A 25591-nucleotide genomic window follows, 5' to 3' on the forward strand; every position below is an offset into this window, starting at 1 on the left:
ATTCCCTCCTTATTCATTAATTGTACCAGCTGCAAGGAATTAATTCCCATAATAAAAAGACCGAAAAGCAAATTCCACTTTTCGGTCTCTATACTATCTTCTCTTCATAATTTTCCCTGAACCGCCAACCCTTGTTTTCGGGGGCGACGTATTCTTTGGTGGGGTTTTAATGGATGATTTCGGCTTCACATCAGATCCACTCGAGCCACCCGGGTTTTTCGTAATTTTCCCTTTGCTTCCGGTAGAAGGCGGTGGCGTCTTGTCACTTCCTTTTTCCGTAATACTTCCTTTATCACCTACAGATGATTTCGGATCTACATTATCGCCTCGCTTAATAATAGATCCTTTCCCTTCCTTCGTAATTGGAGGCGGGGTTTTCTTTTCTTCTTTCGTAGGTGGTCTTTCCGGGATAACCGGTTTATGATTTTGTCTGTCATTATATCCGCGATAATCACCGTATGTTGATTTTCGTGAACCGAATATATCGTTTAATATACTCCCCATAATATATCCTTGTAAGAAGGATGGTTGGTAATTTTGACGGACAAATTCTTCATTACTTATTTCAATTAACGTATCAGATGGTTTCTCTTTATCCTTTTGTAAATTATACATTTTATCAGAATAAACGAGGAACATTTGATTTTCGTCTTCTTTAGATGCTTGCTTCGGTTTCCTTTCGGCTATAAGTTCCTTTGCAACTTCAGGAACTGACCGATTGGCGGCCCTATACACGTAAGATTCTTGTTTACCATCCTTTGCGACAGACTCTAGTGGGTAACGGTCCTGAATTGACTTCGCCTGACCACTTTGACAGCCCGATAAAGCATAACCGGCAATAACAAGTAATGTAACGATAGCAAGTATAGGGATCACGAACGATTTAATCATGGTAAACAATCGGTTTGACATGATTACGCCCCCCTTATGTTGCTCTTATGATTTGTACATCAGCAGGAATAATTACTTCTCCCTCATACATCATTGTGCGACCATTTTGCCATTCAACACGTAATAATTTGCGGTTATCAGATTGGAATTCCCATACGTACTGTTCTTCTGAAGCAGCGAATGGTGTTTTCCCCATAACAACAACACGTCCATTATATTGTTCTTCCATATGATACTCTATATCATCCATTTCAATCGTCGTCGGAATTTCATCGATTGAATCTAAACGACCATCAATCGGTGTATACAATTTGTAATACGTATTTTCACGGTCTTCAATTTTCAAATAACGAATATCTTTCCCGTCCTGCAAAGTTAAAACAATCTCTTTGCGAGAATGCATGCTCGTTTTCCCAGTTAATTCGTACATGACTAACGAGACTTCAATCATATCGCCAGGAGCCAACGTTAAAAGACTCTTTTCTGGCTTCGGCGGCTCTGGGCTTTTCATTATATTTTTAATACGTTTAAATAAGCTCACAATCTACCCCTCCTTTTCTCTTTATAAACAAGCACCTAAAATAAGTGCACCAACGATATGTAATGAACCAGCTAACAACGCATGTGCTACGCTGCCTTCTTTCGTTCCTTCTTCTAAATCTAAACCAGACATTTTCTTTAACACAAACTCAATGAACATTTCTACAATTAATAAAATAACGAATGAAACTGCTGAGGCAAGAAGCGCTTGCCATAAGTCATTCGCTTTCGTAATCGATTGTGACAAAATGTATCCTTGAGCGAATAATTTCATAACGAAACGCGTTGTCACTGCTGTATTTCCATTTTTCATCTCTTTTAAATCATTGTATTTTGTAAAAATCGAATCAACCCACATAATTGCAAATAAAAGTACCGCACTCGCTCCAGTCCATACAAGCATAGCTAAAACATTCATCCACGTCATTACAAAACCTCCTCTAAAAAAGTAAAGTGAAACTTTAATCAGTAGGGAGTTTTCCATCCCCTACTGATTATTAGCCTTCACCAATCGGGCATTTACGGGCAGTCGATCTCCCACCAACCTCTCTGCTTTCACAAAATGTTGAGGTGGGAGTCTTTGCCCGCAAATAGCGGGGTAATAGAAAACCGACATGAATTCTCTTCAGACATGTCGGTTTCTTTGTCTATTCTATATTATTTCTCATACTGCTTCATAATACGAGCTAATTCATCGTCAACAACAGAATTTTTGTTTAAGCTTGCGAATTCATCATCTAACGACTTTTCTTTCTTGTAAATTTCACCGCTTGCTTCTGCTTCAGCCTCTAATTGAAGTGCTTTCTCTTCCATACGGCTTAAACCAGCTTTTGCTGAATTTGAATCAAATCCAGACATCGCCTGATTAATATTCTTTTGTGCTTTCGCTGCATTTACACGTGCAACAAGTGTTTCACGTTTATTTTTCAGCTCTGTTAATTGCTTACGCATTTCTTCTAGCTTAAGACGAAGGTTATCAGCAGCTGCTTTGTTTTGCTCATAGCTCGCTTTATACTCATTCATCTTTTGCTCTGCATTTTGTTTTTCTTCTAAAGCACGGCGCGCAAGATCTAAGTTGCTAGCTTGAACAGCCATATGAGCTTGCTCTTCACGTTTTTTCACAAGTGCTTCTTGCTCTTCAAATAATATTTTGAATTTCTTCTCAAGTGCGATTTGAGCTGCTACACTTTTCTCAGCTTCTTGTACATCCGCTTGCATATCGCGTAAATATTGATCCGTCATCTTAACTGGATCTTCAGCTTTTTCAATTAATGAATACACATTCGACATTGTTAAATCTCTTAATCGTTTAAATACAGACATCCAAATTCCTCCTATGATATACCTCATATTTCAAATTCACTACTTGGAAAATTAAAAATCTCCCTTTTCAGTAAGAATATTCATTTTTACAACCTATGTGTTTATTATAACAAAACTAAGATGTCCTTACATGTTATTTCCAAAATACAGCCAATATAATATGACATTCCAGATATAATATTGTATTCCTACTATATTCTTATTATTTCTGTTCTCAAAGTTAACTTATTTTTATGTACTTTCACTAAATTACATAATTGTAATGTTACTGTAAGCTAACTCGATAGTTACGTTTCAATATTTCTTATACACTTATACCAGAAGCAACGGAATAGCAAAAAAGCTTCTCATACTGTAAGGACTAATACAAAAACTGTATTTACTATAAAACATATAAAAAGGAGAAATCATCATGAAAAAATTAGTAGGAATCGGGTTAGCAGCAGCAATTTCATTCGGAGCATTATCAGGTTGTTCTTTATTAGGAGAAAAGGCGAACGGCTTAGTATTATACGGAACAGAAGATCAAGTTCAGCAAATTGCGGATACAAACAAAAAAGAAGTAAAAGAAAAAGATATGTATAAAATGAAACTTACAACAATTGAAGATAAAAAAGTTCTTGTAATGGATAAGAAAACTGGCGAGGCACTCGTTAAGAAAGAACTACTTAAAAAAGTCGATAAAAATGATGACACAAAAGCAATTGATAAATTACCAGCTGTAACAGCAGAACAAGGTGTATTATTTGCAAAAGAGAAAGTTGAAAATGCTACACTTGATGGAGCGAAATTAAAATATGAAGGTAACACAATTATCGGTGACGGCCGTTCTTATGGAGATATGTTTGCCATCGTTGATGACGCAGCATATGGAAATGTAAAAGGTGAAGAAAAATCTGTAGGTATTCTAAAATTTGATAAAGACCCTAGCAAAGAATTACCTGGAGCAAATGGAGTAGAAGCATCACAACTTGTAAAAATTAAAAAGTAAACAAAAAAGCTTTGCGAATTTCGCAAAGCTTTTTCTATTTCTGAGCAATTTGCTCCATATCTGGACTACAAGTTTGCGATTGACATGACTTACTTAAAGAGCATGCTGCGCATTTGCCTTTTTTACTTCTCTTTACAAAATTAACTAACGTATATGCTGCATAACCAAAAATGATAGCTCCAATTATAATATTGACCATCACCGCGATACATCTCCTTCTAGAATCCGAGTAAGGACCCAACTTGGTATATAATGAGCGTTAATACATAAGCAATAACGAGCGGATAAACGACAGAGAAAACTGTCCATTTCATCGATCCAGTTTCACGTTTAATAACAGCTACTGTCGCTAAGCACGGAACATATAATAAAATAAAGAACATAAATGCATAGGCTGATAGCGCCGTATAATGTGCCCCCATTACATTTCCTAGCACATCTTCTTTAACTGCATAAATAATTGCCATCGTAGAAACGACAACTTCTTTCGCTAAAAATCCTGTTAAAAGGGATGCCGCAGCTTGCCACGTTCCAAAACCGAGCGGTGCAAAAAGTGGTGCGATAAATCCACCAATCATCGCTAAGAAACTGTCTCCCATATCAACACCAAATCCTGATGGACCTGCATAGTTTAATAACCAAATGACAACAGAACCACCGAAGATGAATGTACCCGCTTTACGAACAAATCCTTTACCTTTCTCCCACGTGCTGAGCCATAACGTTTTCGCTTGCGGCACACGGTAAGGTGGTAGTTCAATTACAAAAATAGATTTTTCTGTTTTTAAAATAGTAAGAGACATAATCTTTGTAACGAGTAATGCAAGAACAATCCCTGCGATATATAAAGAGAACACAACAGTCGCCTGACTATGAGGGAAGAAAACTCCCGCAAATAGTGCATATACAGGTAAACGTGCCGAACAAGACATAAACGGTGTTACAAGAACTGTAAGTAACCTTTCTTTTTCTTGTTCAATCGTTCTCGCTGCCATAATACCTGGAACGTTACATCCAAAGCCGATAATCATCGGAATAAATGCTTTTCCGTTTAAACCGAAAAACTCCATAATTCTATCCATAACAACTGCAATTCGTGCCATATATCCTGAGTCTTCTAATAATGAAATGAAGAAGAATAGTGCAAAGATTTGTGGAACGAATACTAATACCGCACCAACGCCAGCAATAATACCTTCTGTAACGAGTGCTTGAATAAAGTCAGAAGCCCCAACACTTGTGAGCCCAGCTGTAACCCAATCAGTAAGTTGTCCGCCAAAAAATCCATCAAGCATATCAGATAAAGGTGTACCAATCCACGTAAACGTAACCTGAAAAATAAAAAACATAACTGCTAAAAAGATTGGAAGTCCTAAAATTTTATGTGTAATTAACCTATCAATTTTTTCTGAAAAAGGAATTGTCCCTTCTTTCTCATGTTGCATAACATTTGTTTTTAACTTTTCAATATACGCTTCACGAGTCTTGTAAATGTGCTCTTCCAACGTACAATCAAGTTTTCCATCTAAACGAGATCGAATGGCTATAAGTTCCTTATAAATTGGTAATGCTTTCATTTCTTTTTCTACTACTTCGTTATTGCTTAAAAATTGAAGGGCTAACCATCTCGGATGCTCATAATTCGCTGTCTCTAAAAGAGCGATTACCTCTCCAATCCCTTCATCCATTTGTACACCATATGAAATAATGAATGGCTTTTTCTCTTTTTGTTTCTCTTCATGAAGAGTAGTAAGTAATTCTTCACAGCCTTTTCCGGTTCTTGCGATGACAGGAACGACTGTTACACCTAATATTTCTGATAGCCGTTTTACATTAATAACAATTCCTCTTTGCTTTGCCACATCAATCATATTTAAACCAATTGAAACGGGCTTACCAAATTCAAGTAATTGCAATGTTAAATGCATATTTCGCTCAAATTGAGAAGAATCCACTATATTTAACATATGATGAAATTCATCTGTTAGTAGAAAATTCGTAACGACACCTTCATCACGTGAAACTGGATTCAAATCATAAACGCCTGGTAAATCAATTAATGTTCCTTGCTTATCTTTTAATTTACCAACCTTCTTTTCTACTGTTACACCGCTCCAGTTTCCTACATATTCATAAGAACCAGTAAGTGCATTAAATAATGATGTTTTCCCTGTAYTCGGATTCCCTAGCAAAGCAACCTTATTCACGCTAATTCCACCTTTATCATTTTCGCGTCACAATGACGAATACTAATTAACTGCCCACGACACTCCAATGTACAAGGACCTTTAAACATTGCTTTCTGTTTTATGCGAAGTTCGCTTCCTTCCGCAAGACCGAAAGCAGCTAATCTACGCTTTAATAACTGATCTAACGACTGAATACTTTTTACTAACACTTTCTCACCAATTTTAATATCTACTAAGCTCATAACCTTCCCCCTCAGAAGAGAATGATAATTATTTTCAAAAAAATTATATCATACTCTATTTCACTTGGACTATATCTTTTTGCTTCATATTTATTAACATTTCAATACAATTATATTTCAATAATTGTCATACAAAGTATATTTGCCATTCTCATCCATTTCACTTACAATAAATAATAACAAATAAAGAATCTCGTTATCACAGGGGGAGCCTTACCGCTGAGAGGGAACAATTCGTTCCGACCCTTTGAACCTGTTAGTTAATGCTAACGCAGGAATTGTGCAAACGTCCGAAATACACACCTCTTTTTTTATTTACGTATTTCGTATCCTCCTATGATAATGTTCTTTTTTGTGCAACTTGGATTTAGGGGGAGACAACATGCGTAACACCAATTTACAAGCGATGATCGAATCTGCTATTCTTGCAGCCTTCGCCTTGATTATCGACATTCTACCATTATCAATTAAACTTCCAACAGGCGGTTCCATCTCATTTGCTATGATTCCTATTTTTATTATCGCATACCGCTGGGGCTTCAAAAGGGCTTTCTTAGGAGGCTTAATTTGGGGGCTTTTACAAATTGTCGTAGGCGATGCTTACATTCTAACACCAGTTCAAGCATTCATTGAGTACTTCATTGCCTTTGCCTTTATCGGCTTTGCTGGTTTATTCTATCGTCCAATTCAAAAAGCACTTGCCTCAGACAACAGTAATGCAGAGCATTCAAGTTTTGGTAGTCGCAAAGATAAACCAAAACAAAACAAAGGAAAAAAAGCACTCGTTTACATTATCCTTGCCACATTTGTCGGCAGCTTTGCACGCTATTTCTGTCACTTTATTGCTGGTATTATTTTCTTTGGTCAATATGCACCTAAAGGACAATCAGCTGTGCTATATTCATTAATTGTAAACGGCAGTACCATGATCGGTTCTTTCATACTATGTACTGTATTACTAATTCTTTTATTTACAACTTCACCACGCTTATTCAAAAGCATCGGTGCTTATCAAATGAATACACAAAAAAAGGGCGCTTAACTTAGCGCTCTTTTTTCACATCGTAATATCAATTAAAAATACAATAAATGCACAAAAGAAAATAAATACCATTATACTTAGCCAATTGCTATGCACGGTTCATCGACTCCTTACATAACCTCATTTTCTATTCAAATTATACTGCTCCAAAATAAAGATTAGGTAAAGATAATATGAAAATAAATTAAAAAAGCGTAGATAGTATTGTCTACGCTTTTTTCGGTAAATAGAAGTAAAATAACACACCATCTTCGGTATTCTTCACCCCATATTCAGCATCGTGCAATTCTAAAATATTCTTTGAAATTGCAAGACCAAGCCCTGTTCCACCTTGTGAACGTTTCCTTGCCGCATCCACGCGATAAAAACGATCCCAAATTTTATCTAATTGTTCTTCTTCAATGTGAGCACCTTTATTTTCAATACATACTTTTATATGATCCTTCCCGTCTATTGTGGAAATAATAATATCTTCTTTTTCTGGTGTATAACGTATTGCATTCGTAATAAAATTCACAATTACTTGTTCAATTCTATTTTGATTCCCAACCACTTCAGCTGGACATATATGCTTGTGCACACCCAGTTCTTTTTTCTCTATCTCCGATGAAAGCTGTTCACATATTTCTTCAATCACTCCATCGATATAGAAAGAATCCATCTTCATGTTGTATGTGCCAGACTCAAATTTAGCTAATTCAAGCATATCCAAAATTAGTATATCCATCTTGTCTACTTCTTTTTCCATCGCCTGAAAATAGTAGTCTTTTTTATGTTCAGCTACCCCATCTTTTAAAATGGAAATACAGCTTTTCATAATACTCAGTGGCGTTTTTAGTTCATGCGATACACCCGCAATAAATTCTTTCCTTGTGTTTTCTAACTTTCTTTCTTTTTCAATATCTTGTTCTAACTGTCCAATATGTGAATGTAGTTTATTAGATAATGTATTAATATTTTGCGATAAATCACCAATTTCATCTTTTGAAGTAATCGGAATTTTTTCTGTGAAATCCAAATGAGCTATTTTCTTCGTTGTATCATTTATTTTTAGTAGCGGTTTTGCAATTTGTTTTGAGTAATAAAACGAAGCTAGAAAAATTAGAACGACTACAAATGCAACAATATAGATGTAATAATCTTGCACCATTTGTACAGCCTCATCGACAGGTTGCAAAGAAGCCATCGCATATATATATGTTACCGATCCGTCTTTTTCTTTTTTTGGTTTAATTAATAATTTATATTTTATATCATTCTTTTCATAGTCCGTTATTTGTGTTGAATACTGTATATGATTACTCTCTTTTAATAATAAATCAGTTTGAAATTCCTTTATTCTATCTAAGAATAAACTATTTTTATAAATTGGATTCACAGGACCTTTTACATCGGGGAACTGTACTTTCGTAACACGTCCTCCTATGTAAGCACCTAATTCCTGAGTAGCTTGTTCCTGAACGACTGGCTTCTTTTCCTTAACAATTGACTCTTGATCAGCTTTCTTTTTTTCCTCATCTGATTTAATCATTTTCTCCTGAAACGCTTTTTCTAACGGTTTATTAGATCCACTTAAATTTTGCTTACCTAACGAGAAAGAGAATGGAATAAAACTTTCTTCTTTTCTCACTCCAGAAAAATAAATTTCTTGTCCTAAAAACTTCTCTGATAATTTATTATCAATCTCCTCTATATTGACGAGATTACCTAAGGGAATCTTGAATATTTGTTGTCCAAAGCTCTTTTGTTGCCTACGGTCTATCGTTACTTCAAAATAAAAATCATCCACATGTTTTAAATTCCCATTCTGATCTAATATCGTAATCCACGTATTATTTTCTCTTAAAAAATCTTGCTCCAGCTTCTGAATTCCTTCTGCATTTCCTACATAATTCAAATAATTCTTCTCAAAGGAATTTAAATTCACTTTAATATCTTCTACTTTTCGGTTCGCATAATATTGTTTAAAAAATATCGTTTGACCAATAAATATCGTCGCTAAAATCAACATACATAGAGCTGTTGTAAGGGTAAATAATTTAAGTACAATCCCTTTTCTCATATGTTCCCCTCGAATTTATAACCGGTTCGCACTACAGTTGTAATGTACTTTGCTTTCTCTCCTAATTTATTTCGCAAATTACGAATATGACTATTAACCGTTCGATCATCGCCAGCAAATTCGTACCCCCAAATTCTTGAAATTAACTGTTCTCTCGTTAAAACAATCCCTTGATTTTTCATGAAATAAGCTAATATTTCAAATTCTGTATGTGTTAAAGTAATGTCTGCCTCATCAACAGTAACAGTACGTGACGGAAAATGGACGTGAATGCCATGAATTGATAACGTATCATCTTCATTTTCTAAAGGTTTCTTTGATGCTTGTCTACTTTCTAATAATCGTTTCGCTCTCGCTAATAAAATAGGCGGACTATATGGTTTCGCAACATAATCATCTGCCCCAAGCTCAAATCCAAGTAACGTATCATCTTCATCTACACGTGCCGTCAGCATAATAATTGGGACCCCGGACGTCTTACGGATCCTTCGGCAAACAGACCATCCATCTAGTTCTGGTAACATAATATCAAGTATAACTAAATCGACCTCTTCTTCTTCAAATAAGACTAAAGCTTCTTTTCCATCTCTCGCTTCAAGCACTTTATATTGTTCACTCAAAAAGTAATCCTTTAATATTTCGCGTAAAATATCTTCATCTTCAACAATTAAAATGTTTTTTGACATAATCTATGTCTCCCCCTCTCATTTTAAGTAGCTAGCATTTTGTACTTGATAATTTTATGTTGAATTGCTCGTAATTAACTTTGCCTCGATAATATATCGATCCGGTGCATCCCCTATATAATCAAATGGATAGCAAGTCGTCAGTGTTAATGTCGGCTCTTCTTTTTTTACAATAACAGTGCGATCATCCGCATGTGTAATCCATGTCTTTTGAATTTCGTATGTGTAAATTTTATTATCATACTCCAAAATAAGGTTATCCTTTTCTTTTAACTCTCCTAAATCTGTAAATACAGTATCTCGATGCCCACTCAGTACAGTATGTCCCCCTCCAGATGGTGTTGTCGTTAAATCACTAACAAACATACCGACTCCTTTTTTCAATGTTGCATCATTTGCTCCCCAATATATAGAAAACTTCTTCTTTATTTTCGGTATATTTAACATAGCTATCTTTTCTCCTTCTTTATGTTGTATTTGAGAAGAAGGTACTTGTACATTTACTGGTACTTCGCTAGAATGCTGCTTGGATGTTTGTTGTTCAAAATTTTTAATTTCTTCTGTCGTTAAATCTTGTGCAGAACTTTTTCCTTTATACCATTCAAAAGCGTAATAGACTCCCATTAAGAAGCCTACTATCATTAACGTAAATCCAATACGATTTAGAACTGTCACTGTGAATCCCTCCATGCAAAAAATGGTAGGAATAACCTACCATTTTTAATATATGAAATTATCCCATTCTTTATAGAAAAATATTTTATTTATGCCTTAACTTTATTACGACGATTCAAACCAAATAATGTCCCTATCCCTACAAGACATGCGCTTAGTGCCATCATTGCTACATTATTTGATGCTGTGTTTGGTAATTTTTCACCTTGTACAGCTGGCTTTGCTACTTCCTTTTTCGCTGCATCATTCTTTTGCCCGGCCTTAATTGCTTCTTCTTTTTTTGCAAGAGCTTCCTTTTCTTGAACTTGTGGTGTTACTTCTTTTTTCGCTGTATCATTCTTTTGCCCTGCTTTTATTGCTTCCTCTTTTTTAGCCATATCACTTTTTTCTTGTACTTGTGCCGCTTGCTTTTTCTCTACATCATTTTTTTGCTGTACCTTAATTGCTTCTTCTTTTTTAGCTGCATCTTGCTGCACTTGCGCCGCTTCTTCCTTTGTTAATGTTCCAGTATCCGCACTCGCTACTGAAGAATATCCTACTGTTAAAAGTGCCATCGCACAAATTGGTAATAGTTTTTTTTTCATTTTATTTCTCTCCTTTTATACTTTATTCTAGTAACACATCACGTCGCACCGGATGTATTATTAGAATAAACAAGAGATGTAAATATAAGATGCAGATGAAATGGAATTCTGTTAAAGATTTCATTTTAGAAAAATAAAAAAACACCGTAATATATACGATGTTTTTTCGGGTGTGTGTCTCGATATTTATTTGTTACTTTCGCGTGATTGAGAAGTAGAAAGGGCCGGAGTGATAACTAATTGTCTCGGCTCAGTTTTCTTGAAGTGATTTTTGACGTTACACTTACGACATTGAACGACCCATGCTTTAATAGGATTTGTTAAAATAATTTTTTGCCTTTCGTTAGGGGCCTCTTCTTCCAATTTACAACTATCGCTCCACTTACTCCATTTCATTGTAAATTTAGAAGAATGATCGTCTTCTCGATCAAACGTATGCAAAAAATCCATTTCTCCAGCTAGCATTACGGTGTTACTAGTTGCTAAAAAAGAAAAGGTCGTCCAATGTTTCTCCATGCCCTCCTACTCCTTTTTCACATATAGAGTGCCTAAAACTTAATTTACCTAAAATATGCTTGCCTTTTACCTTACACTTATAGTTTATCCAAAACACTACTATGCAACTATCGATTTGTCTTACAAATCACCTTACATTTTTGTAAGAAATGAAAAACCTTCACTCTATATACGTGAAGGTTTCTCATTTCTTATCTATAGAATCTTTCATATCATCAAGTCCAGCCTCTTGCAGCTGCGACATCATACCGTGGGAAATTGCGCCTAATACTAAAGTCATTCCAATTAGTGAAATGCGAATTGCAGGTACATCAATTATGTAAGCCAACATACCAAGAACAATTGTTAAAAGCAATGCTTTTATAAATGTTACACTTGTATACTGTTTCTTTTTCATCATAACCACCCTTTTTGGAAGCGTTTTCTTAATGTTATCAGTATATCATATCATCTGACTATTTTGTGGGGATTTCTGTAAAAAACTTATATCTTCTTTGACTTTTTTCTTTCTATCCTTTACAGTCGAAATGTTCACAAGTTTTACACTGTAGGAGGATTCAAATGAAAATTGAAATAAAAGACACTTTAATTTCTGAAGAACAATTACAAGAAAAAGTAAAAGAACTAGCGCTTCAAATCGAACGTGATTTTGAAGGAGAAGAAATCGTTGTAATCGCTGTATTAAAAGGATCTTTCGTATTCGCTGCTGATTTAATTCGTCATATTAAAAACGAAGTAACTATCGACTTTATCTCTGCATCTAGCTACGGAAATCAAACAGAAACAACTGGAAAAGTAAAACTATTAAAAGATATCGATGTAAACATTACTGGAAAAAACGTAATTGTCGTAGAAGACATTATCGATTCTGGTTTAACACTTCACTTCTTAAAAGATCACTTCTTCATGCATAAACCAAAAGCATTGAAATTCTGTACGTTACTTGATAAACCTGAACGCCGTAAAGTGGACTTAAAAGCTGAGTATGTTGGCTTCCAAATTCCAGACGAATTTATCGTTGGCTACGGTATCGACTGCGCAGAAAAATATCGTAACTTACCATTTATCGCTTCAGTTGTAACGGAATAATATAATAAAGTGAAACCTTAATCATTGGGATTTTTGTCCATTCCCAATGATTATTGGCCCGCAAATAGCGGGATCAAATAAGCTTCCATGCATTATTGGTGGAAGTTTTATTTCTACCGTAATTTATAAAAACAAAGGGAGAGATGAAGAATGACAAAAACAAAATTTGAAAAAGTACTCCTCATCGTAAATCCGAAAGCAGGACAAGGCGATTTACATACGAACTTAACAAAAATCGTACCACCACTTGCCACAGCTTTTCCTGACCTACATATCCTTCATACGAAAAAACAAGGTGATGCAACAAAATATTGCCAAGAGTTTGCTAGTAAAGTAGATTTAATTATCGTCTTTGGTGGTGATGGAACTGTATTTGAATGCACAAACGGCTTAGCCCCTCTTGAAACTAGACCTACACTTGCAATCATTCCAGGCGGAACTTGCAACGACTTCTCTCGCACACTTGGTGTTCCGCAAAATATTGCAGAAGCAGCGAAACTCATTACAAAAGAACATGTAAAACCCATTGATGTCGCAAAAGCAAACGGACAACACTTCTTAAACTTCTGGGGCATTGGACTCGTATCTGAAGTATCAAACAATATTGATGCAGAAGAGAAAGCAAAGCTTGGTAAAATTGGTTACTATTTAAGCACCATTCGAACTGTAAAAAATGCTGAACCATTCCCAGTAAAAATTACTTACGACGGACAAGTGTATGAAGATGAAGCTGTCCTTGTTATGGTTGGAAACGGTGAATATCTCGGGGGTATCCCATCCTTTATTCCGAACGTAAAATGTGATGACGGAACACTTGATATTTTCGTAGTCAAATCAACAGGCATTCAAGCGTTTAAAGATTATATCGGAAAGAAACTATTTGAAGACTCAAATAAAAATGACATCTTCCACGTCAAAGCTAAATCCATTCATATTGAAACAGAAGAAGAAAAAGAAGTAGATACAGATGGTGAAAGCTCTCTACATACACCGTGTCATATTGAGTTGTTACAAGCGCACTTTACGATGATTTATAATCCTAATGTTGTGTAATGAAAAAAACGAGTGATATCACTCGTTTTTTTCTTCTAATCTAATTATGTCGTTGTATAATTTCTTGTATTTCTTTAACTCTCTCTAAAGTAATTCCATTTCTTTGTTCTATCGCTAAAGGGTGATTGGTTGGCTCTACTTCAACATACGGTGCCATTCCAACTTCTCTTATATGTACATTTGTCTTTAAATTTAGTGTTTCTGGATAAACTGGTATTTCTACAGATAACCAGCCAAAATGAGGATCACTATTCTCTCGTCCTCTCTCATCCCACTCTTCTAGTACTTTATCATAACTTTCTTTACTAAGTGATACCCACACAGTCCAGATGAAATTTTCGTGGTAATCAATTATAGGAATCTCTAAACAGCCTCTAATAAAATAATGTTCATCGTCCATTACACAAAGATCTGATGTTAAATGGAAGCGTCCCTCTCTTTCATGAGCCGCTACCTCATAGTAATAAGATGGTGCTTCACTTCCGTAACATAAAGGGAATGTAAATTGGTTCATTTGTATCTTTTCTCCGGACTTTCTTCTTTTCATCTATTATGAGTTCTCCTATCCTTTAAATTTCATTCACACTCAAAATCCATCCAATTTTTCCAATGTGTATTAGAATCCTTATTCACAATAACACTTGGATCTTTCTTCTCTATTGTAGCAGCTACTGATTGAAAAAATTCAATTTCACTAGAGTATAACATAGACATACTTGCCTTTCATTTTCTAATAATACTACTAACAAAATAGCAGAAGGGCCTGTTTGCATGGCCTAGTTCTTTTTAGGTACAATGAAAGAAAGAAACAACCTGATACAAGGGAGAGAAAACGCTGTGTTCAACCAACAGTTAGTTAATTTACGCATTGATTTTGCATTTAAACAATTGTTTGGTACGAATGGTAGTGAAGATATCCTAATTGCATTTTTAAACGCTATGTTACAAGAGTCTTTAGAGTCGCCCATTGCTTCTCTACAACTAGAAGATCCACATTTGCATCGGGAATATGAAGAGGATAAGTTATCTATTTTAGACATTTCAGCGATATTAAACACAGGAACAAAAGTAAATGTAGAAATACAGCTCAATAATAATCACGATATGATAAAACGTAGTTTATATTATTGGGGAAAATTATACACATCCCAATTACAAAAGGGCATGCCATATAGCTCACTGCATAAAACCATCACCATAAATTTATTAAACTTCATAATGTTTTCAGAACAAAACGCCTTCCATTCAACGAGTATATTATGGAATACACAACAACAGAAACTCCTAAGTCATGACATAGAAATTCACATTGTAGAAATCCCAAAGTTAACAGAACAATGGCATGAAGAAAAAGTAAATCCGTGGAAAGATCCATTTGTTCGTTGGCTTTTATTACTTTCAGCAAATGAGGATGAGCACTTAACTAAAACATTGGAGGATATTGCTATGAACCGAGATCCTATTTTACAAAAAGCGATAAATAATTTGGAACGTATGAGTCAAGATTCTTCTTTCCGACAAGCCTATGACGCAAGGGAGGAAGTTTTAATGGATGAGGCAGCAAAATTCGCTCACGCAGAGACAGAAGGAATAAAAAGAGGAATGGAACAAGGAATAAAAAAAGGGATTGAAAAAGGCATTGAAAAGGGTCGAAAAGAAGGGATTCAGCAGGGAAAAATTCAAATGATTAAAAGTATGTATGATCTTGGTATACCACTTGAAACGATTGCTAAGGCAAGTAAATTAAGTGTGCATGAGGTTGAGCATATTTTAGGACATAAATAGTAATAAAAAAGAGTTTGAATGGTTTCAAGCTCTTTTTTATCAACTTTCCTCAATTCTTTCAATCTTCCAAACTAAATTATCTGGCTCGTTTTTCTCTAAAAAGGTTAACATCCATATAGTTTTCCCTTTGTCGTTCATCAACATCACTTTATGGTTTAACTTCCAAGCCACGTCACTAATATGATTAAACATTTTATACATATCTTCTTCTCTAATAAGCTTTTCCTTTTTGATTAATCGTCTCGTTCTATACTCCCTTATTTCTAAGTACATATCAGCATAAGCCACTTCATGCTGCCAAATTATACTACATACATATTTTTTATTTGGACTACTCTTCTTTATATATACAAGTTCATTTTTATAATCCAAATTCAGTACCTTATTGTATGCTTTTTCTAACATCTCTATATCCCAATCACATTCCACAGCTAAACTCTTCATTTCAGTATGAACGATTTGAAGGGCTAATTCTTTTTTCTCTCTATCTGATAAATATGGAAAATCCTTTACACTCTCATACTCTACAAACACATTCATATATCCAGGAAAAATTCGATATTTCTTCTCCCACTGATTTAATAATGAAATATCATCCACACAGTAAATCAAAATAACTTTTTCATAGTCTGTTCTTAACTTTGACATATGTCGCTCGTATAAAGAAGTAATACAGCTCGTTTCTTTAAAAAAAGATAGCTCCTCATCATAGTTGCTTGAGGATGTTAATTTTAATGTCTCTAAACTACTTATATGCTCTTTTCTTTTTAGAAAACTTAATCGGATATCTCTTATAATTGGCATTTACTCTCTCCTTCTTAATACTACGACTATATAATTGATTCTCTAGCGCTAACTAATCAGTTTCAACCCAGCCCATTCCCATATAGAGAAATAAAAGCCCCACTACAAAAAAGAGCGCACCAACTAAAAAATAGAACGGTGCTCCGTGCAGCGGATCACAAAATAGCTCTAGAATGTTTTGTGCCACTACTGTCCATTTATCTTTTTTTGAATTTTTTTCTTTTATTTCTTTTACAAACCTATACATACTTAAACCAATAAAAATGATGCCTATCAATAGGCACCCTACTATGATAAGAATTCCCAAATATAGCACTCCATTTAAAATATCCTTGTTATGCACACCTCATTTTAACTAAAAAAACAAAAGAGAACATCATTTTCTCTTTCATTTTTCTGAAATCGCACTGTGATTTTTCAACATAAAAAATCCAAAACCATACAAAGTGATTTTGGATTTAATATAGTTAAAATATTACATTGCATTTCGAACAAAAAGGAGCCGAATTTCCTCTTCTAATTTTCGAATCACATTTTGGACAATATACATATCGTTCTTCTATCTTTTGCCGCTCTATCATATGTAAGGATACTATTCTCATACTACACATAATCCCAATTAATATAAGGCTAACAATGAGTAGCACAACTCTCACTCCTCCCCTCTATATTTTACCATAAAATAACAAAACTGATTCTCTCATTGAGAATCGGTTTTATACTTACAGTCCTAACTTAGCCTTCGCCCCATCAGGAATTTTATCTATCGTTACTTGCACTTTATCATGTAAGAACTTACCACTCGTGAGCACATGCCAGTATGAACCTTTTAGCAATTCATCTACTCCGTTAATTGTAACTTCTTTTTCCTTCCCACTTTCATCATAAGCTTTCACTTTATATTCACGACCTTTATTTCCACCTAACTCTTTGCCATCATTATCAATCACTGCATAATAATCCTCTATATCAAGAAAGGGATTCATTTGATCTAGCTTAGCGCTCCCATTTAATAAATATATAGCTCCTGCCACAATAACAAGTAGTGATCCAAAAATAAATCTTTTCATCTATATTCCGCCTTTCATTATGTTTTCTTTAAGATGTTCCTAAGTATAGAGCGTATTCCTTAATAAAAACTCGTTTGATTTCTTAATATTTTCTTAAACTAAAAGTGAAATATTAATTAGTAAGCTCAAGAAACATAAAAAGAATTCTTCACACTACAATTGACAAAATTACACCTTCAGTGTAATTTTACACTATAACAAAAAAGGAGCCGTATTATGGATAAACAAAAATTTATTGAACTCGTTAATTCAAAATTAAAACTCATCCGTGTTGAAAATAATTTATCACAAGATAAAATGTCAGAAATTATTGGTTTATCGAAGAAAACATTAGTGGAAATTGAAAAAGGAAGACGCACCCTAACATGGTCAGGTGCAGTTTGTGTCGTAACACTCTTCGAACAGTGCGATACAGTCCAAATGACATTCGGAGATGATGTGAATGAAATTATAAAAACAATCGCTTTTACACACTACAATACAAACTTCCCGAAGACATTAGGCGGAAAAATGTGGTGGCGACAAATAAAAGAATTAAACGGTTATCAAATACAACAAAATATTTTATCTCAACATTATCGAATTTTAGATAAAGAAGACCGCAGAATATGCCATTCATTCGATTTGGATGAAATTGAACAGCGATTTATGGAAATGGCAAAAACATCTCAATAAAGTAAACCTTTAATCAGTGGGAATTTTACTGCCCTTTAATACGGGATAAAATAAATTTCGGAGTATAATTCAAATGAAAAAACAGACAAATATCACGATTTTAAATACGTTAATCATTAGCACCTTAGTATTCAATTTATTTATTTTCACATCAAGAATGAGCTTTTTACCTTGGTATATTGAGGATGGATGGGGATATTTAGGATTAGTATTTACATCCTTTATTTTCTTACTTTGCTTCTTTCAATCTTCGAAGCTTCATAACGGTGGAAAGTTAACTACGATACAAAAGTTCATTCCACTTGCTTCTGCCGCACTTTCAATCTTTGTTCTTATCACTCCATCAAGTGATTTTATGACTATACTAGCTAATCTGATCAATACAATCATATTAACAATTTATATAACTGTATTTCAAACAACACCTAATGTAAGTAATAAGGAGCTATTACATTAAAAGGGAGAGTTATTTTACAAAATAACTCTCCCTTTTATACTACTCTCAATAAGCATAAACCTTTAGTCTATTTACTTGCTCATCACTGTACTTCTTCTTTGCTTATACAAATAAATACCACTTGCAACAACAAAAACAATCCCGCCAAAATACGCGCCATACTTTATCGCAACTGCTACAATACTTTCAATATGTTGTCCAAATAAAGAACCGAGCACAAAATAAACAAGTGTCCAAACGAACCCTGTCGTATAGGAATATAAAGCATACGTCTTAAATGACATGTTATTCATTCCAACTAAATACGGCACAATATGTCTTACAACAGGTATGAAATAACTTGTAACTAACGCATACTGACCGTATTTTTCAACCATCTGTTGCGATTTTAAAAAATATTTTGCTTTTTTCTTTTTCATTAGCTTATCAAGTACTTTCGTACCAAATACTTTTCCTAATATATAACCTAAAGAAAGCCCTGATACAACACCTAAATATGTTAAGACAAAAGCGGGAATTACATTTAATATGCCTAATGATGATACGAAACCGCCACTCATTACAATCATTTCATCTGGAATTGGCATACCGACGATCCCGAGCCATAAACAGAAAAATAATGCCCAATAACCGTACTGCTCAATGTATGATAATAATTCATGTAATTCCATTATGCATACGCCCTCCGTAATTCTTTTTTGCAGCTAAAGACGTAAGCCGGCGGAACATTTAACCACACTTTTTTCAATGTAATTTCAGGAAAAAAATGCTGTATAAATCCCTTTTTCACAAGTGAATATTGAAATGTAATAAATTCACCGTTCTCATGTATGGCTTCCATCACATTATTTAAAATACGCTTTGAAACCTCTTCTGGTAAAGAAGTAAAAGGCAATCCCGATAAGACGTAATCAATGCATTCTATATTGAACTCTTCCATATATTTTTTTATATTTTCAGCTGAACCGTGTACAACAATAACGTTCTGCTCATTTTTAAACATTCTCGTTAACTCTTTGCAAAACACTTCATTAATTTCAATCAGAAGAAATATTGTTTCCTTCTTCTTTCTCTTCATAATCTCTTTCGTAAAGACACCTGTACCAGGCCCTAACTCTACGATGCATTTCGCTCTATTGAAATCAATTACATCTACCATTTTCTTTGCTAATATTTTTGAACTTGGCGCAATTGCACCAGTATGTTTCGGATGTTTAATAAATTCATGTAAGAATGTTATGAGTTGCATGTAAATCTCTCCCCATTCGTTCAATAGTTTTTAACTTGTTTCTAAGTATAACTATCGTTTCTTAACAAAAATTGAGGAGATTTCTTAAGATTTTATGAAGAATGAAAAAGCATTATCTATCATTCTTATACATAAAACATTTCATATTCCATATATAAATATCTCTTTTATATTTATTAATTTGGTATAATGGATATAAAAACAACTTTTATGGAAGGTACCATTGCTACGTCTATTTTCACACAACATCTGTGGAAATTAATCTGTAAATCACCTTTCACTCCTATCCAATATATGTAATTCTTTTCATGTAAGTAAAAAATTAAAATAATAAGAAATTTATATCTTATAGAAATGAATGTAGATCTAAGTATGAATATGTGGTATTTCAAAACTATTTAAAAGGAGAAAATAATGAATAATTCCATCGACCTACAGCACTTATGTGATCTTGTACATAGTACATTTCATGTTCCTGTTCAGTTTCTATCTACTGATAAAAAAATTGTATATGAATCTACTTCTCATACGATTGGTAGTCCCTTTTATTCTTCTAAAGAAGAACATCTTAATGAAATTTATCAAGAAAACACTCCTTGTAATTTTCCAATTTTCAAAGGAAATAAGTATCTTGAGAATTTCATTAGTATCCATATAACAAATCATGAACATGTAAAAGGAACTATAATAGTCGGCCCCACTACCTATCCAAAGGTATCAGATGAAATGGCCATCAAACTTATGGAATATTTTAATTGTACTAATATACAAAAAGGAATAGACTACTATCAATTTCTACCCGAGATTAAAAAAAGTACTCTAATTGATATAAGTATTTGGTTACATTACGTAGTTTTCAATGAAAAATTAGATAGAGATATTGTTTGGGAAAAAAATAAATTACTAGAAGATGTTTCTTACAAAATTGTAAATCCTGATTTATATATTTCAAAACGTCGCCGGCATGATCCGCAAAATTATGACATATCATTGGAACGTAAATTTTTTTCAGCAATTAAAGAAGGAAATAAAGAAAAAGTAATACAATATGCGTATTCATTTCCACAAGAGGATGCGGCGATTTCATCAAAAGGAGATCAACTCAGAAACCAAAAAAACAATGGTATTATCGCAATTACTTTAGCTATTCGATATGCGATAGCTGGTAATCTTCCATCACATATTGCTTTTTCACTTGGTACTTTATATATCCAAACCATTGAAAAACTAGATAACATGTACTCCGTAAATAGATTAATTGAAGATGCCTTATGTACTTTTGCAGAACGTGTTACAGAATATAGTAATCAAGCATATTCTAATTCAATAACTACATGCCTAAATCATATTCACAAGCATATTTACGATGAAATATCTCTCAATGATCTTGCTAGCCTTTTAGAGATTTCTCCTACTTATTTATCTAAGTTGTTTAAAAAAGAAGTAGGGATTCCTTTAAGTGAATACATTCAAAGGGAACGAGTAGAAGAAGCCAAAAAGTTATTAACATTAACAACATATCCACTATCGGATATTTGTGCTTGGCTTAATTTTAATGATCAAAGTTATTTCACAAGAGTTTTCAAAAAAATCACTAGTATGACCCCTAGACAATATCGGGAAAATCATACTGTAATATAGAAGCGATTTCTTAACACTAGGTGGGATAGATATAATACTAGCTCACCTACATATAAAATTCACCAAGTCAATACATCCTATCATTTGTGAGTAGTAATACTCTCACCTCAAAATCAGTCGATTGTTTCTTCTTTTTTATATTCTTTCTATTTATCTTTACACGCCCCTATTTCCTTTAATCCTAATAAAGTTCTAGCCCCTTCAAAAAAGTACAATAATGACAAATAAATTACTATAAATAAGTTGATAAATTTGATAATTTTTTAATACTAAGCTAATTCGCCATAATTTCTTCATTATATAAGTTTTATAGCTGACTACTTCTCAAAATAGGCTCTTTATACAGTGTGTACAGTTCAAGAACATAAGAAATTTAGCGCTTAAATTAATAGTAATTAAATAGTAACTGTTCTTCCTAAGTTAGAAAGATACAGAAAATATATTGTTAGGAGAATATAAGGCATGAGTAGCGCAAATATATCAAAAGATAGCGACACTTCGAAATTGAATCAAATGACTATTACACCTGAACAATCTGCTGGCACACGCAAGGTTATTAAAGGACCAATAAGAGTATCACCACAAAATGATAGGGAGCGGATTGAAGATCTTCTATTACAGTCATTCATTTCCGAAAAAGAAATATTAATCACTTATTATGAAGATCGTTATTTTCCCTCAAGCCGTATGACTGTAATTGAAATAAACCCTTTGAAGCGTTATGTAATATGCATAGATACCTTTGACTATAAACATACCTTTAATTTTATAGACATAATTGATGCGCATTAATTATGTCTATAAAATTCATGCTATTCCCATCAAGTAATATGTAACACTTCATTTATATCATTTTATTAATATAATAAGAATAACAAACTTATAGTACACAAATTCTGTATGCCTACTCCCTCCTCAAATGTTATTTGGTTTATCTCTCACTAGCGCTTATCAAAACAAAAAATAGTGATTCACCTGACTAAAAAAATCAGGTGAATCACTATTTTATAGTCCTTATTTCCTTACAGCTACCATCTATTACTTCGCGCTCACAATCTTATAATAAGAGCGAACTGTTAAGAAGTAATATCCAATATAAATGACGCCATATACTCCGATACTAATTAGGAGCGGAATCATAATTTCGAATGGTAATAAGTTTGCTAAGCCTTTTAGTGCAAATAAGCTATGCAGAATTCCGATTACTAACGGAATCGCAAAGATAAAGCTTACTTGTTTTGCAATAGCTTTTTTCATTTCTTGTTTCGTTACACCAACTTTACGAAGTACGACGTAACGCTCACGATCTGCATTTGCTTCAGTTAATTGCTTAAAGTAAATAATAGAACCTGTTGCCAGTAAGAATACAAGTCCTAAGAACATTCCGATGAACATCATGAGTCCCGTTCCTTCAAGCCCCATTTGGAAACCAGTATAGAAATCTCTAAATGATGGTACCATTTCTGATTCACCAGCTGGCATCACTTTTGCTAACTTTTCTGTTAATACTTTACTGTTTCTTTCATCTTTTACATCAATATTTTTTACAGTACGTGTTCCAAATGCTTGTTTCGCCTGTTCATACATGTCATCTGAAACGACAATCACTAATTCACCTAAGTTCGTAATTGCTGTATTATTTGCACCTTGAATCGTTAATGTCTTCGTTTCATTGCCAATTTGGAATACTGCTTTACTTCCTTTATATTGAGGACTAAACTCATACCCTTCAATATAAGAGCTGTCATATATAAATGCTTCACCAGTAGCTACATTCACTGTTTCTGCATCGATTTTTTTAGCAAGTTTATTAAATTCGGACTGAGACATAAACTGATATTTCTCTGAAATCGTGTAGTTTAGATTAAGAATGAAGTCCACTTTATCCCCTTCAAACTTTCCTTTTACAGGAACCGTCTCAATTTCAAATTGATCTTTGACAGGGTGATTCGCCTTCTCTTCAGCAAGGATCGCACTTACTTTCTTATCTAGCTCTTCATCTTTTTTCTCATAAGAATAACTGTACGGCGCAGCTACTTTTGATTGCGTAAATGTGTTGTAATACATCGTAACTGACGTACCAACCGCTGTTAATGTCACTGCACTTAAAATAGAAATTGTCGCCAGTGACTTTGCATTTCCTTTAATACGATATAGTAACTGTGACGTCGTTACCATATTCATACCGTTATAAAACGATGATTTATTATTTCTTGCACGTTTCAATACGAATACTGTAAAGAACATAAATAGTAAGTACGTACCTACTACTGTCGCCAGTAAAATGTAAAGTGCGACTACCATAAAGTCGGCATACTTAAGTGCTTTCACATACATTAATGCTAAGAAATAACCTGAACCGATTAAGAAAACTGAAATTAATGCCATAATTACTGATCCTTTTGGCATTGCTTCTCCTTCACGTTCAGCGCGGAAAAGTTCAATTAGCTTGAATCGATAAATTAAACGATATCCTTGAAGTGATGTATACAATATAATCACAAAGAAAATAATTGCTGTATCAACAATTGCAGCCATCGGTACTTCAAAATGTACATTTAAGTTTAATCCCATCATGCTTACTAATAATTCAAGGAATAGTTTCGAAAGGACGCTACCAACCGCAATCCCTATAATTAAAGACATTAATCCCATTAACATGTTTTCATAAAAGAGCATTTTACCGATTTGTCTTTTACGAATACCAAGTAACGAATATAGTCCAACTTCTTTTTTACGCTTTCGTGTAAAGAAGCCGTTCGAATATATAATGAACACCGCTACGAATATAATTAGCATGACACTGGAAACTTGAAATGCACCGCTAATTTTTTTAGAACCTGCCGCAGCTTTTTCCATTTGTGAATTGTACTGCAACGCCTTAAATGTAAAATAAATGACGATGCTAAAGATCATAGATGCAAAATATACAAAGTAGTCTTTAAAGTTCCGCTGTATGTTGCGGAGGGCAATGCTAGATAAGGTCATCAGCCATACCTCCAGAAATAGAAGACATTACGTCAACGACTTTTTGGAAGAACTGTTTACGTGTTGATTCACCGCGGTGCAATTCTTTATATAGTTCACCATCTTTAATGAAAATAACTCGTTTACAATAACTCGCCGCAAATGCATCGTGCGTTACCATTAAAATTGTAGAGTTATCATATTCATTTAACGACTTCATACTTTCTAGCAAGTCAGTTGCCGATTTTGAATCAAGTGCTCCAGTCGGCTCGTCTCCAAATATCATACTAGGACTTGTAACAATCGCACGCGATGCTGCGCAGCGCTGCTTCTGTCCACCAGATACTTGATATGGGAACTGACTTAAAATATGATCAATACCGAATTTCTTTGAGATTTCAAGAACGCGGCGATCAATCTCACTCGCTTTCACCTTTGATAACGCAAGAGGTAACGCAATATTCTCTTTCACCGTTAACGTATCTAATAAGTTATAATCTTGGAAGATGAAACCTAAATGATCCCGGCGGAATAACGCCAGCTTATCATCGTTCATCTTCACGATGTCTTTTCCATCAATTAAAATCTCACCGTTCGTCGCATTATCAATTGTAGAAAGAACATTTAAAAAAGTCGTCTTACCCGAACCAGAAGGTCCCATAATCCCAACGAACTCCCCTTCTTTTACTTGTAAGTTAATACCTTTTAAAGCTGAAAATTTATTCCCACCTGTGTCATATACTTTTTCAATATTTTTTGCTTCTAACACTGTTTTCATCTCGACATCCCTCATTTCTTCTATTCTCTATTTTCAACTATATACACTCTCTACTCTTGCCACTATCGATGTTTCTTACACAAACATGACAGTTATGTAAGGCACATAAGCGGAGAAATCAAAATTTAACCTAATGAGCTAAAGTACTTTGTTACTATAACATTGGGATATCATGCCATCCATTCATTCTCCTTACAGGAACATTACAATTTTGTAAGGTTAAAAATGCCCCCTACAAAGTTGTGCATGAAATGTCGGATGGAGCTATTTCATTCTTGCTAT

At 34.1% G+C, this 25591-nt stretch carries 32 protein-coding genes and 1 riboswitch; of the genes, 9 read left to right on the forward strand and 23 right to left on the reverse strand.

What is annotated here, in order from left to right; translation table 11 throughout:
- Positions 1-93 precede the first annotated feature (93 nt).
- The 4 genes from AC1DKZ_RS20645 to AC1DKZ_RS20660 form a co-directional block, all read right to left on the reverse strand.
- Complete coding sequence (locus AC1DKZ_RS20645) at positions 94-912, reverse strand: DUF4247 domain-containing protein (RefSeq protein WP_476996970.1); 819 nt, start codon at positions 910-912, stop codon at positions 94-96.
- Positions 913-925: 13 nt separating this feature from the next.
- Positions 926-1432, reverse strand: a complete 507-nt coding sequence (locus AC1DKZ_RS20650) for a DUF4178 domain-containing protein (RefSeq protein WP_016092500.1) — start codon at positions 1430-1432, stop codon at positions 926-928.
- A 21-nt stretch (positions 1433-1453) separates the two neighbouring features.
- Complete coding sequence (locus AC1DKZ_RS20655) at positions 1454-1858, reverse strand: DUF350 domain-containing protein (RefSeq protein WP_002089172.1); 405 nt, start codon at positions 1856-1858, stop codon at positions 1454-1456.
- A 230-nt stretch (positions 1859-2088) separates the two neighbouring features.
- Positions 2089-2754 (reverse strand): PspA/IM30 family protein, encoded by a 666-nt coding sequence (locus tag AC1DKZ_RS20660; protein ID WP_002015754.1) that lies wholly within the window; start codon positions 2752-2754, stop codon positions 2089-2091.
- A gap of 412 nt (positions 2755-3166) precedes the next feature.
- Between AC1DKZ_RS20660 and AC1DKZ_RS20665 the strand changes: the two genes are divergently transcribed.
- Positions 3167-3745 carry a lipoprotein BA_5634 family protein gene (locus tag AC1DKZ_RS20665; protein WP_431183123.1) on the forward strand — a complete coding sequence of 193 codons (579 nt, stop codon included), beginning with the start codon at positions 3167-3169 and terminating at the stop codon, positions 3743-3745.
- 34 nt (positions 3746-3779) lie between these two features.
- Here AC1DKZ_RS20665 and AC1DKZ_RS20670 read toward each other — a convergent pair whose 3' ends face one another.
- Genes AC1DKZ_RS20670 through AC1DKZ_RS20680 form a run of 3 tightly spaced genes read right to left on the reverse strand, consistent with a single transcriptional unit; the run spans position 3780 to position 6176 of the window.
- A complete protein-coding gene (locus AC1DKZ_RS20670) occupies positions 3780-3947 on the reverse strand; it encodes a FeoB-associated Cys-rich membrane protein (protein ID WP_033708410.1) in 168 nt (55 codons plus the stop codon).
- A 16-nt stretch (positions 3948-3963) separates the two neighbouring features.
- On the reverse strand, positions 3964-5952 hold the full coding sequence (feoB, locus tag AC1DKZ_RS20675) for a ferrous iron transport protein B (protein WP_476996971.1): 1989 nt from the start codon (positions 5950-5952) through the stop codon (positions 3964-3966).
- A complete protein-coding gene (locus tag AC1DKZ_RS20680; RefSeq protein ID WP_000060510.1) occupies positions 5949-6176 on the reverse strand; it encodes a FeoA family protein in 228 nt (75 codons plus the stop codon). Before AC1DKZ_RS20680 ends, feoB begins: the two co-directional genes overlap by 4 nt.
- 194 nt (positions 6177-6370) lie before the next feature.
- A riboswitch (TPP riboswitch) is annotated at positions 6371-6472 on the forward strand.
- 86 nt (positions 6473-6558) lie between these two features.
- On the opposite strand from AC1DKZ_RS20680, the gene thiT reads away from it, so the two are divergent.
- Entirely contained in the window at positions 6559-7218 is a 660-nt protein-coding gene (thiT, locus tag AC1DKZ_RS20685) for an energy-coupled thiamine transporter ThiT (RefSeq protein ID WP_044443876.1), read from the forward strand.
- Positions 7219-7426: 208 nt separating this feature from the next.
- Here the strand turns inward: thiT and AC1DKZ_RS20690 are convergent, their stop codons facing one another.
- From AC1DKZ_RS20690 to AC1DKZ_RS20715, 6 genes are all read right to left on the reverse strand, one after another.
- Positions 7427-9280 carry a sensor histidine kinase gene (locus tag AC1DKZ_RS20690; protein ID WP_476996972.1) on the reverse strand — a complete coding sequence of 618 codons (1854 nt, stop codon included), beginning with the start codon at positions 9278-9280 and terminating at the stop codon, positions 7427-7429.
- On the reverse strand, positions 9277-9966 hold the full coding sequence (locus AC1DKZ_RS20695; protein WP_000041840.1) for a response regulator transcription factor: 690 nt from the start codon (positions 9964-9966) through the stop codon (positions 9277-9279). Before AC1DKZ_RS20695 ends, AC1DKZ_RS20690 begins: the two co-directional genes overlap by 4 nt.
- Before the next feature lie 54 nt (positions 9967-10020).
- Positions 10021-10641, reverse strand: a complete 621-nt coding sequence (locus AC1DKZ_RS20700) for a class D sortase (RefSeq protein ID WP_476996973.1) — start codon at positions 10639-10641, stop codon at positions 10021-10023.
- An 89-nt stretch (positions 10642-10730) separates the two neighbouring features.
- The gene (locus AC1DKZ_RS20705; protein WP_476996974.1) at positions 10731-11225 is read right to left on the reverse strand and encodes an LPXTG cell wall anchor domain-containing protein; all 495 of its coding nucleotides are present in this window, start codon (positions 11223-11225) and stop codon (positions 10731-10733) included.
- Between the two features lie 186 nt (positions 11226-11411).
- Entirely contained in the window at positions 11412-11741 is a 330-nt protein-coding gene (locus AC1DKZ_RS20710) for a hypothetical protein (RefSeq protein ID WP_476996975.1), read from the reverse strand.
- Positions 11742-11925: 184 nt separating this feature from the next.
- Positions 11926-12141, reverse strand: a complete 216-nt coding sequence (locus AC1DKZ_RS20715; protein WP_000976189.1) for a hypothetical protein — start codon at positions 12139-12141, stop codon at positions 11926-11928.
- 161 nt (positions 12142-12302) lie between these two features.
- Here AC1DKZ_RS20715 and hpt point away from each other — a divergent pair, with 161 nt between their 5' ends.
- Complete coding sequence (gene hpt / locus AC1DKZ_RS20720; RefSeq protein WP_000687586.1) at positions 12303-12830, forward strand: hypoxanthine phosphoribosyltransferase; 528 nt, start codon at positions 12303-12305, stop codon at positions 12828-12830.
- A gap of 150 nt (positions 12831-12980) precedes the next feature.
- A complete protein-coding gene (locus AC1DKZ_RS20725; protein ID WP_242248550.1) occupies positions 12981-13883 on the forward strand; it encodes a diacylglycerol/lipid kinase family protein in 903 nt (300 codons plus the stop codon).
- Between the two features lie 40 nt (positions 13884-13923).
- On the opposite strand, the gene AC1DKZ_RS20730 is transcribed toward AC1DKZ_RS20725, so the two are convergent.
- Both AC1DKZ_RS20730 and AC1DKZ_RS20735 read right to left on the reverse strand, forming a co-directional pair.
- Positions 13924-14430, reverse strand: coding sequence for a DUF2199 domain-containing protein (locus AC1DKZ_RS20730; RefSeq protein WP_476996976.1), 507 nt, complete (start codon positions 14428-14430; stop codon positions 13924-13926).
- A gap of 29 nt (positions 14431-14459) precedes the next feature.
- Entirely contained in the window at positions 14460-14597 is a 138-nt protein-coding gene (locus AC1DKZ_RS20735) for a DUF7003 family protein (RefSeq protein ID WP_002167499.1), read from the reverse strand.
- 123 nt (positions 14598-14720) lie between these two features.
- Between AC1DKZ_RS20735 and AC1DKZ_RS20740 the strand changes: the two genes are divergently transcribed.
- Positions 14721-15668 carry an Rpn family recombination-promoting nuclease/putative transposase gene (locus tag AC1DKZ_RS20740; RefSeq protein WP_476996977.1) on the forward strand — a complete coding sequence of 316 codons (948 nt, stop codon included), beginning with the start codon at positions 14721-14723 and terminating at the stop codon, positions 15666-15668.
- 39 nt (positions 15669-15707) lie between these two features.
- Here the strand turns inward: AC1DKZ_RS20740 and AC1DKZ_RS20745 are convergent, their stop codons facing one another.
- The 4 genes from AC1DKZ_RS20745 to AC1DKZ_RS20760 form a co-directional block, all read right to left on the reverse strand.
- Entirely contained in the window at positions 15708-16472 is a 765-nt protein-coding gene (locus AC1DKZ_RS20745; protein WP_476996978.1) for a hypothetical protein, read from the reverse strand.
- A 52-nt stretch (positions 16473-16524) separates the two neighbouring features.
- Positions 16525-16779, reverse strand: coding sequence for a hypothetical protein (locus tag AC1DKZ_RS20750; protein ID WP_377864066.1), 255 nt, complete (start codon positions 16777-16779; stop codon positions 16525-16527).
- Positions 16780-16939: 160 nt separating this feature from the next.
- A complete protein-coding gene (locus AC1DKZ_RS20755; protein ID WP_088040313.1) occupies positions 16940-17119 on the reverse strand; it encodes a hypothetical protein in 180 nt (59 codons plus the stop codon).
- 75 nt (positions 17120-17194) lie between these two features.
- The gene (locus AC1DKZ_RS20760; RefSeq protein WP_242310629.1) at positions 17195-17542 is read right to left on the reverse strand and encodes a YxeA family protein; all 348 of its coding nucleotides are present in this window, start codon (positions 17540-17542) and stop codon (positions 17195-17197) included.
- Positions 17543-17758: 216 nt separating this feature from the next.
- Between AC1DKZ_RS20760 and AC1DKZ_RS20765 the strand changes: the two genes are divergently transcribed.
- Together AC1DKZ_RS20765 and AC1DKZ_RS20770 are read left to right on the forward strand one after the other, a co-directional pair.
- Positions 17759-18217 carry a helix-turn-helix transcriptional regulator gene (locus AC1DKZ_RS20765; protein ID WP_088040315.1) on the forward strand — a complete coding sequence of 153 codons (459 nt, stop codon included), beginning with the start codon at positions 17759-17761 and terminating at the stop codon, positions 18215-18217.
- 73 nt (positions 18218-18290) lie between these two features.
- A complete protein-coding gene (locus AC1DKZ_RS20770) occupies positions 18291-18674 on the forward strand; it encodes a hypothetical protein (protein ID WP_088040316.1) in 384 nt (127 codons plus the stop codon).
- A gap of 71 nt (positions 18675-18745) precedes the next feature.
- Here the strand turns inward: AC1DKZ_RS20770 and AC1DKZ_RS20775 are convergent, their stop codons facing one another.
- Together AC1DKZ_RS20775 and AC1DKZ_RS20780 are read right to left on the reverse strand one after the other, a co-directional pair.
- The gene (locus AC1DKZ_RS20775; protein ID WP_476996979.1) at positions 18746-19345 is read right to left on the reverse strand and encodes a DedA family protein; all 600 of its coding nucleotides are present in this window, start codon (positions 19343-19345) and stop codon (positions 18746-18748) included.
- Positions 19345-19923 (reverse strand): class I SAM-dependent methyltransferase, encoded by a 579-nt coding sequence (locus AC1DKZ_RS20780; protein WP_242310633.1) that lies wholly within the window; start codon positions 19921-19923, stop codon positions 19345-19347. The genes AC1DKZ_RS20775 and AC1DKZ_RS20780 overlap by 1 nt, the downstream gene beginning before the upstream one ends.
- Before the next feature lie 414 nt (positions 19924-20337).
- On the opposite strand from AC1DKZ_RS20780, the gene AC1DKZ_RS20785 reads away from it, so the two are divergent.
- Both AC1DKZ_RS20785 and AC1DKZ_RS20790 read left to right on the forward strand, forming a co-directional pair.
- Complete coding sequence (locus AC1DKZ_RS20785; protein ID WP_377864058.1) at positions 20338-21564, forward strand: helix-turn-helix domain-containing protein; 1227 nt, start codon at positions 20338-20340, stop codon at positions 21562-21564.
- A 462-nt stretch (positions 21565-22026) separates the two neighbouring features.
- Positions 22027-22356 (forward strand): YolD-like family protein, encoded by a 330-nt coding sequence (locus tag AC1DKZ_RS20790; protein ID WP_377864057.1) that lies wholly within the window; start codon positions 22027-22029, stop codon positions 22354-22356.
- Positions 22357-22602: 246 nt separating this feature from the next.
- On the opposite strand, the gene AC1DKZ_RS20795 is transcribed toward AC1DKZ_RS20790, so the two are convergent.
- Together AC1DKZ_RS20795 and AC1DKZ_RS20800 are read right to left on the reverse strand one after the other, a co-directional pair.
- On the reverse strand, positions 22603-24552 hold the full coding sequence (locus AC1DKZ_RS20795; protein WP_476996980.1) for an ABC transporter permease: 1950 nt from the start codon (positions 24550-24552) through the stop codon (positions 22603-22605).
- Positions 24539-25309 carry an ABC transporter ATP-binding protein gene (locus AC1DKZ_RS20800; RefSeq protein WP_476996981.1) on the reverse strand — a complete coding sequence of 257 codons (771 nt, stop codon included), beginning with the start codon at positions 25307-25309 and terminating at the stop codon, positions 24539-24541. The genes AC1DKZ_RS20795 and AC1DKZ_RS20800 overlap by 14 nt, the downstream gene beginning before the upstream one ends.
- Positions 25310-25591 lie beyond the last annotated feature (282 nt).

It is taken from the genome of Bacillus sp. 05T21 (assembly GCF_056396785.1).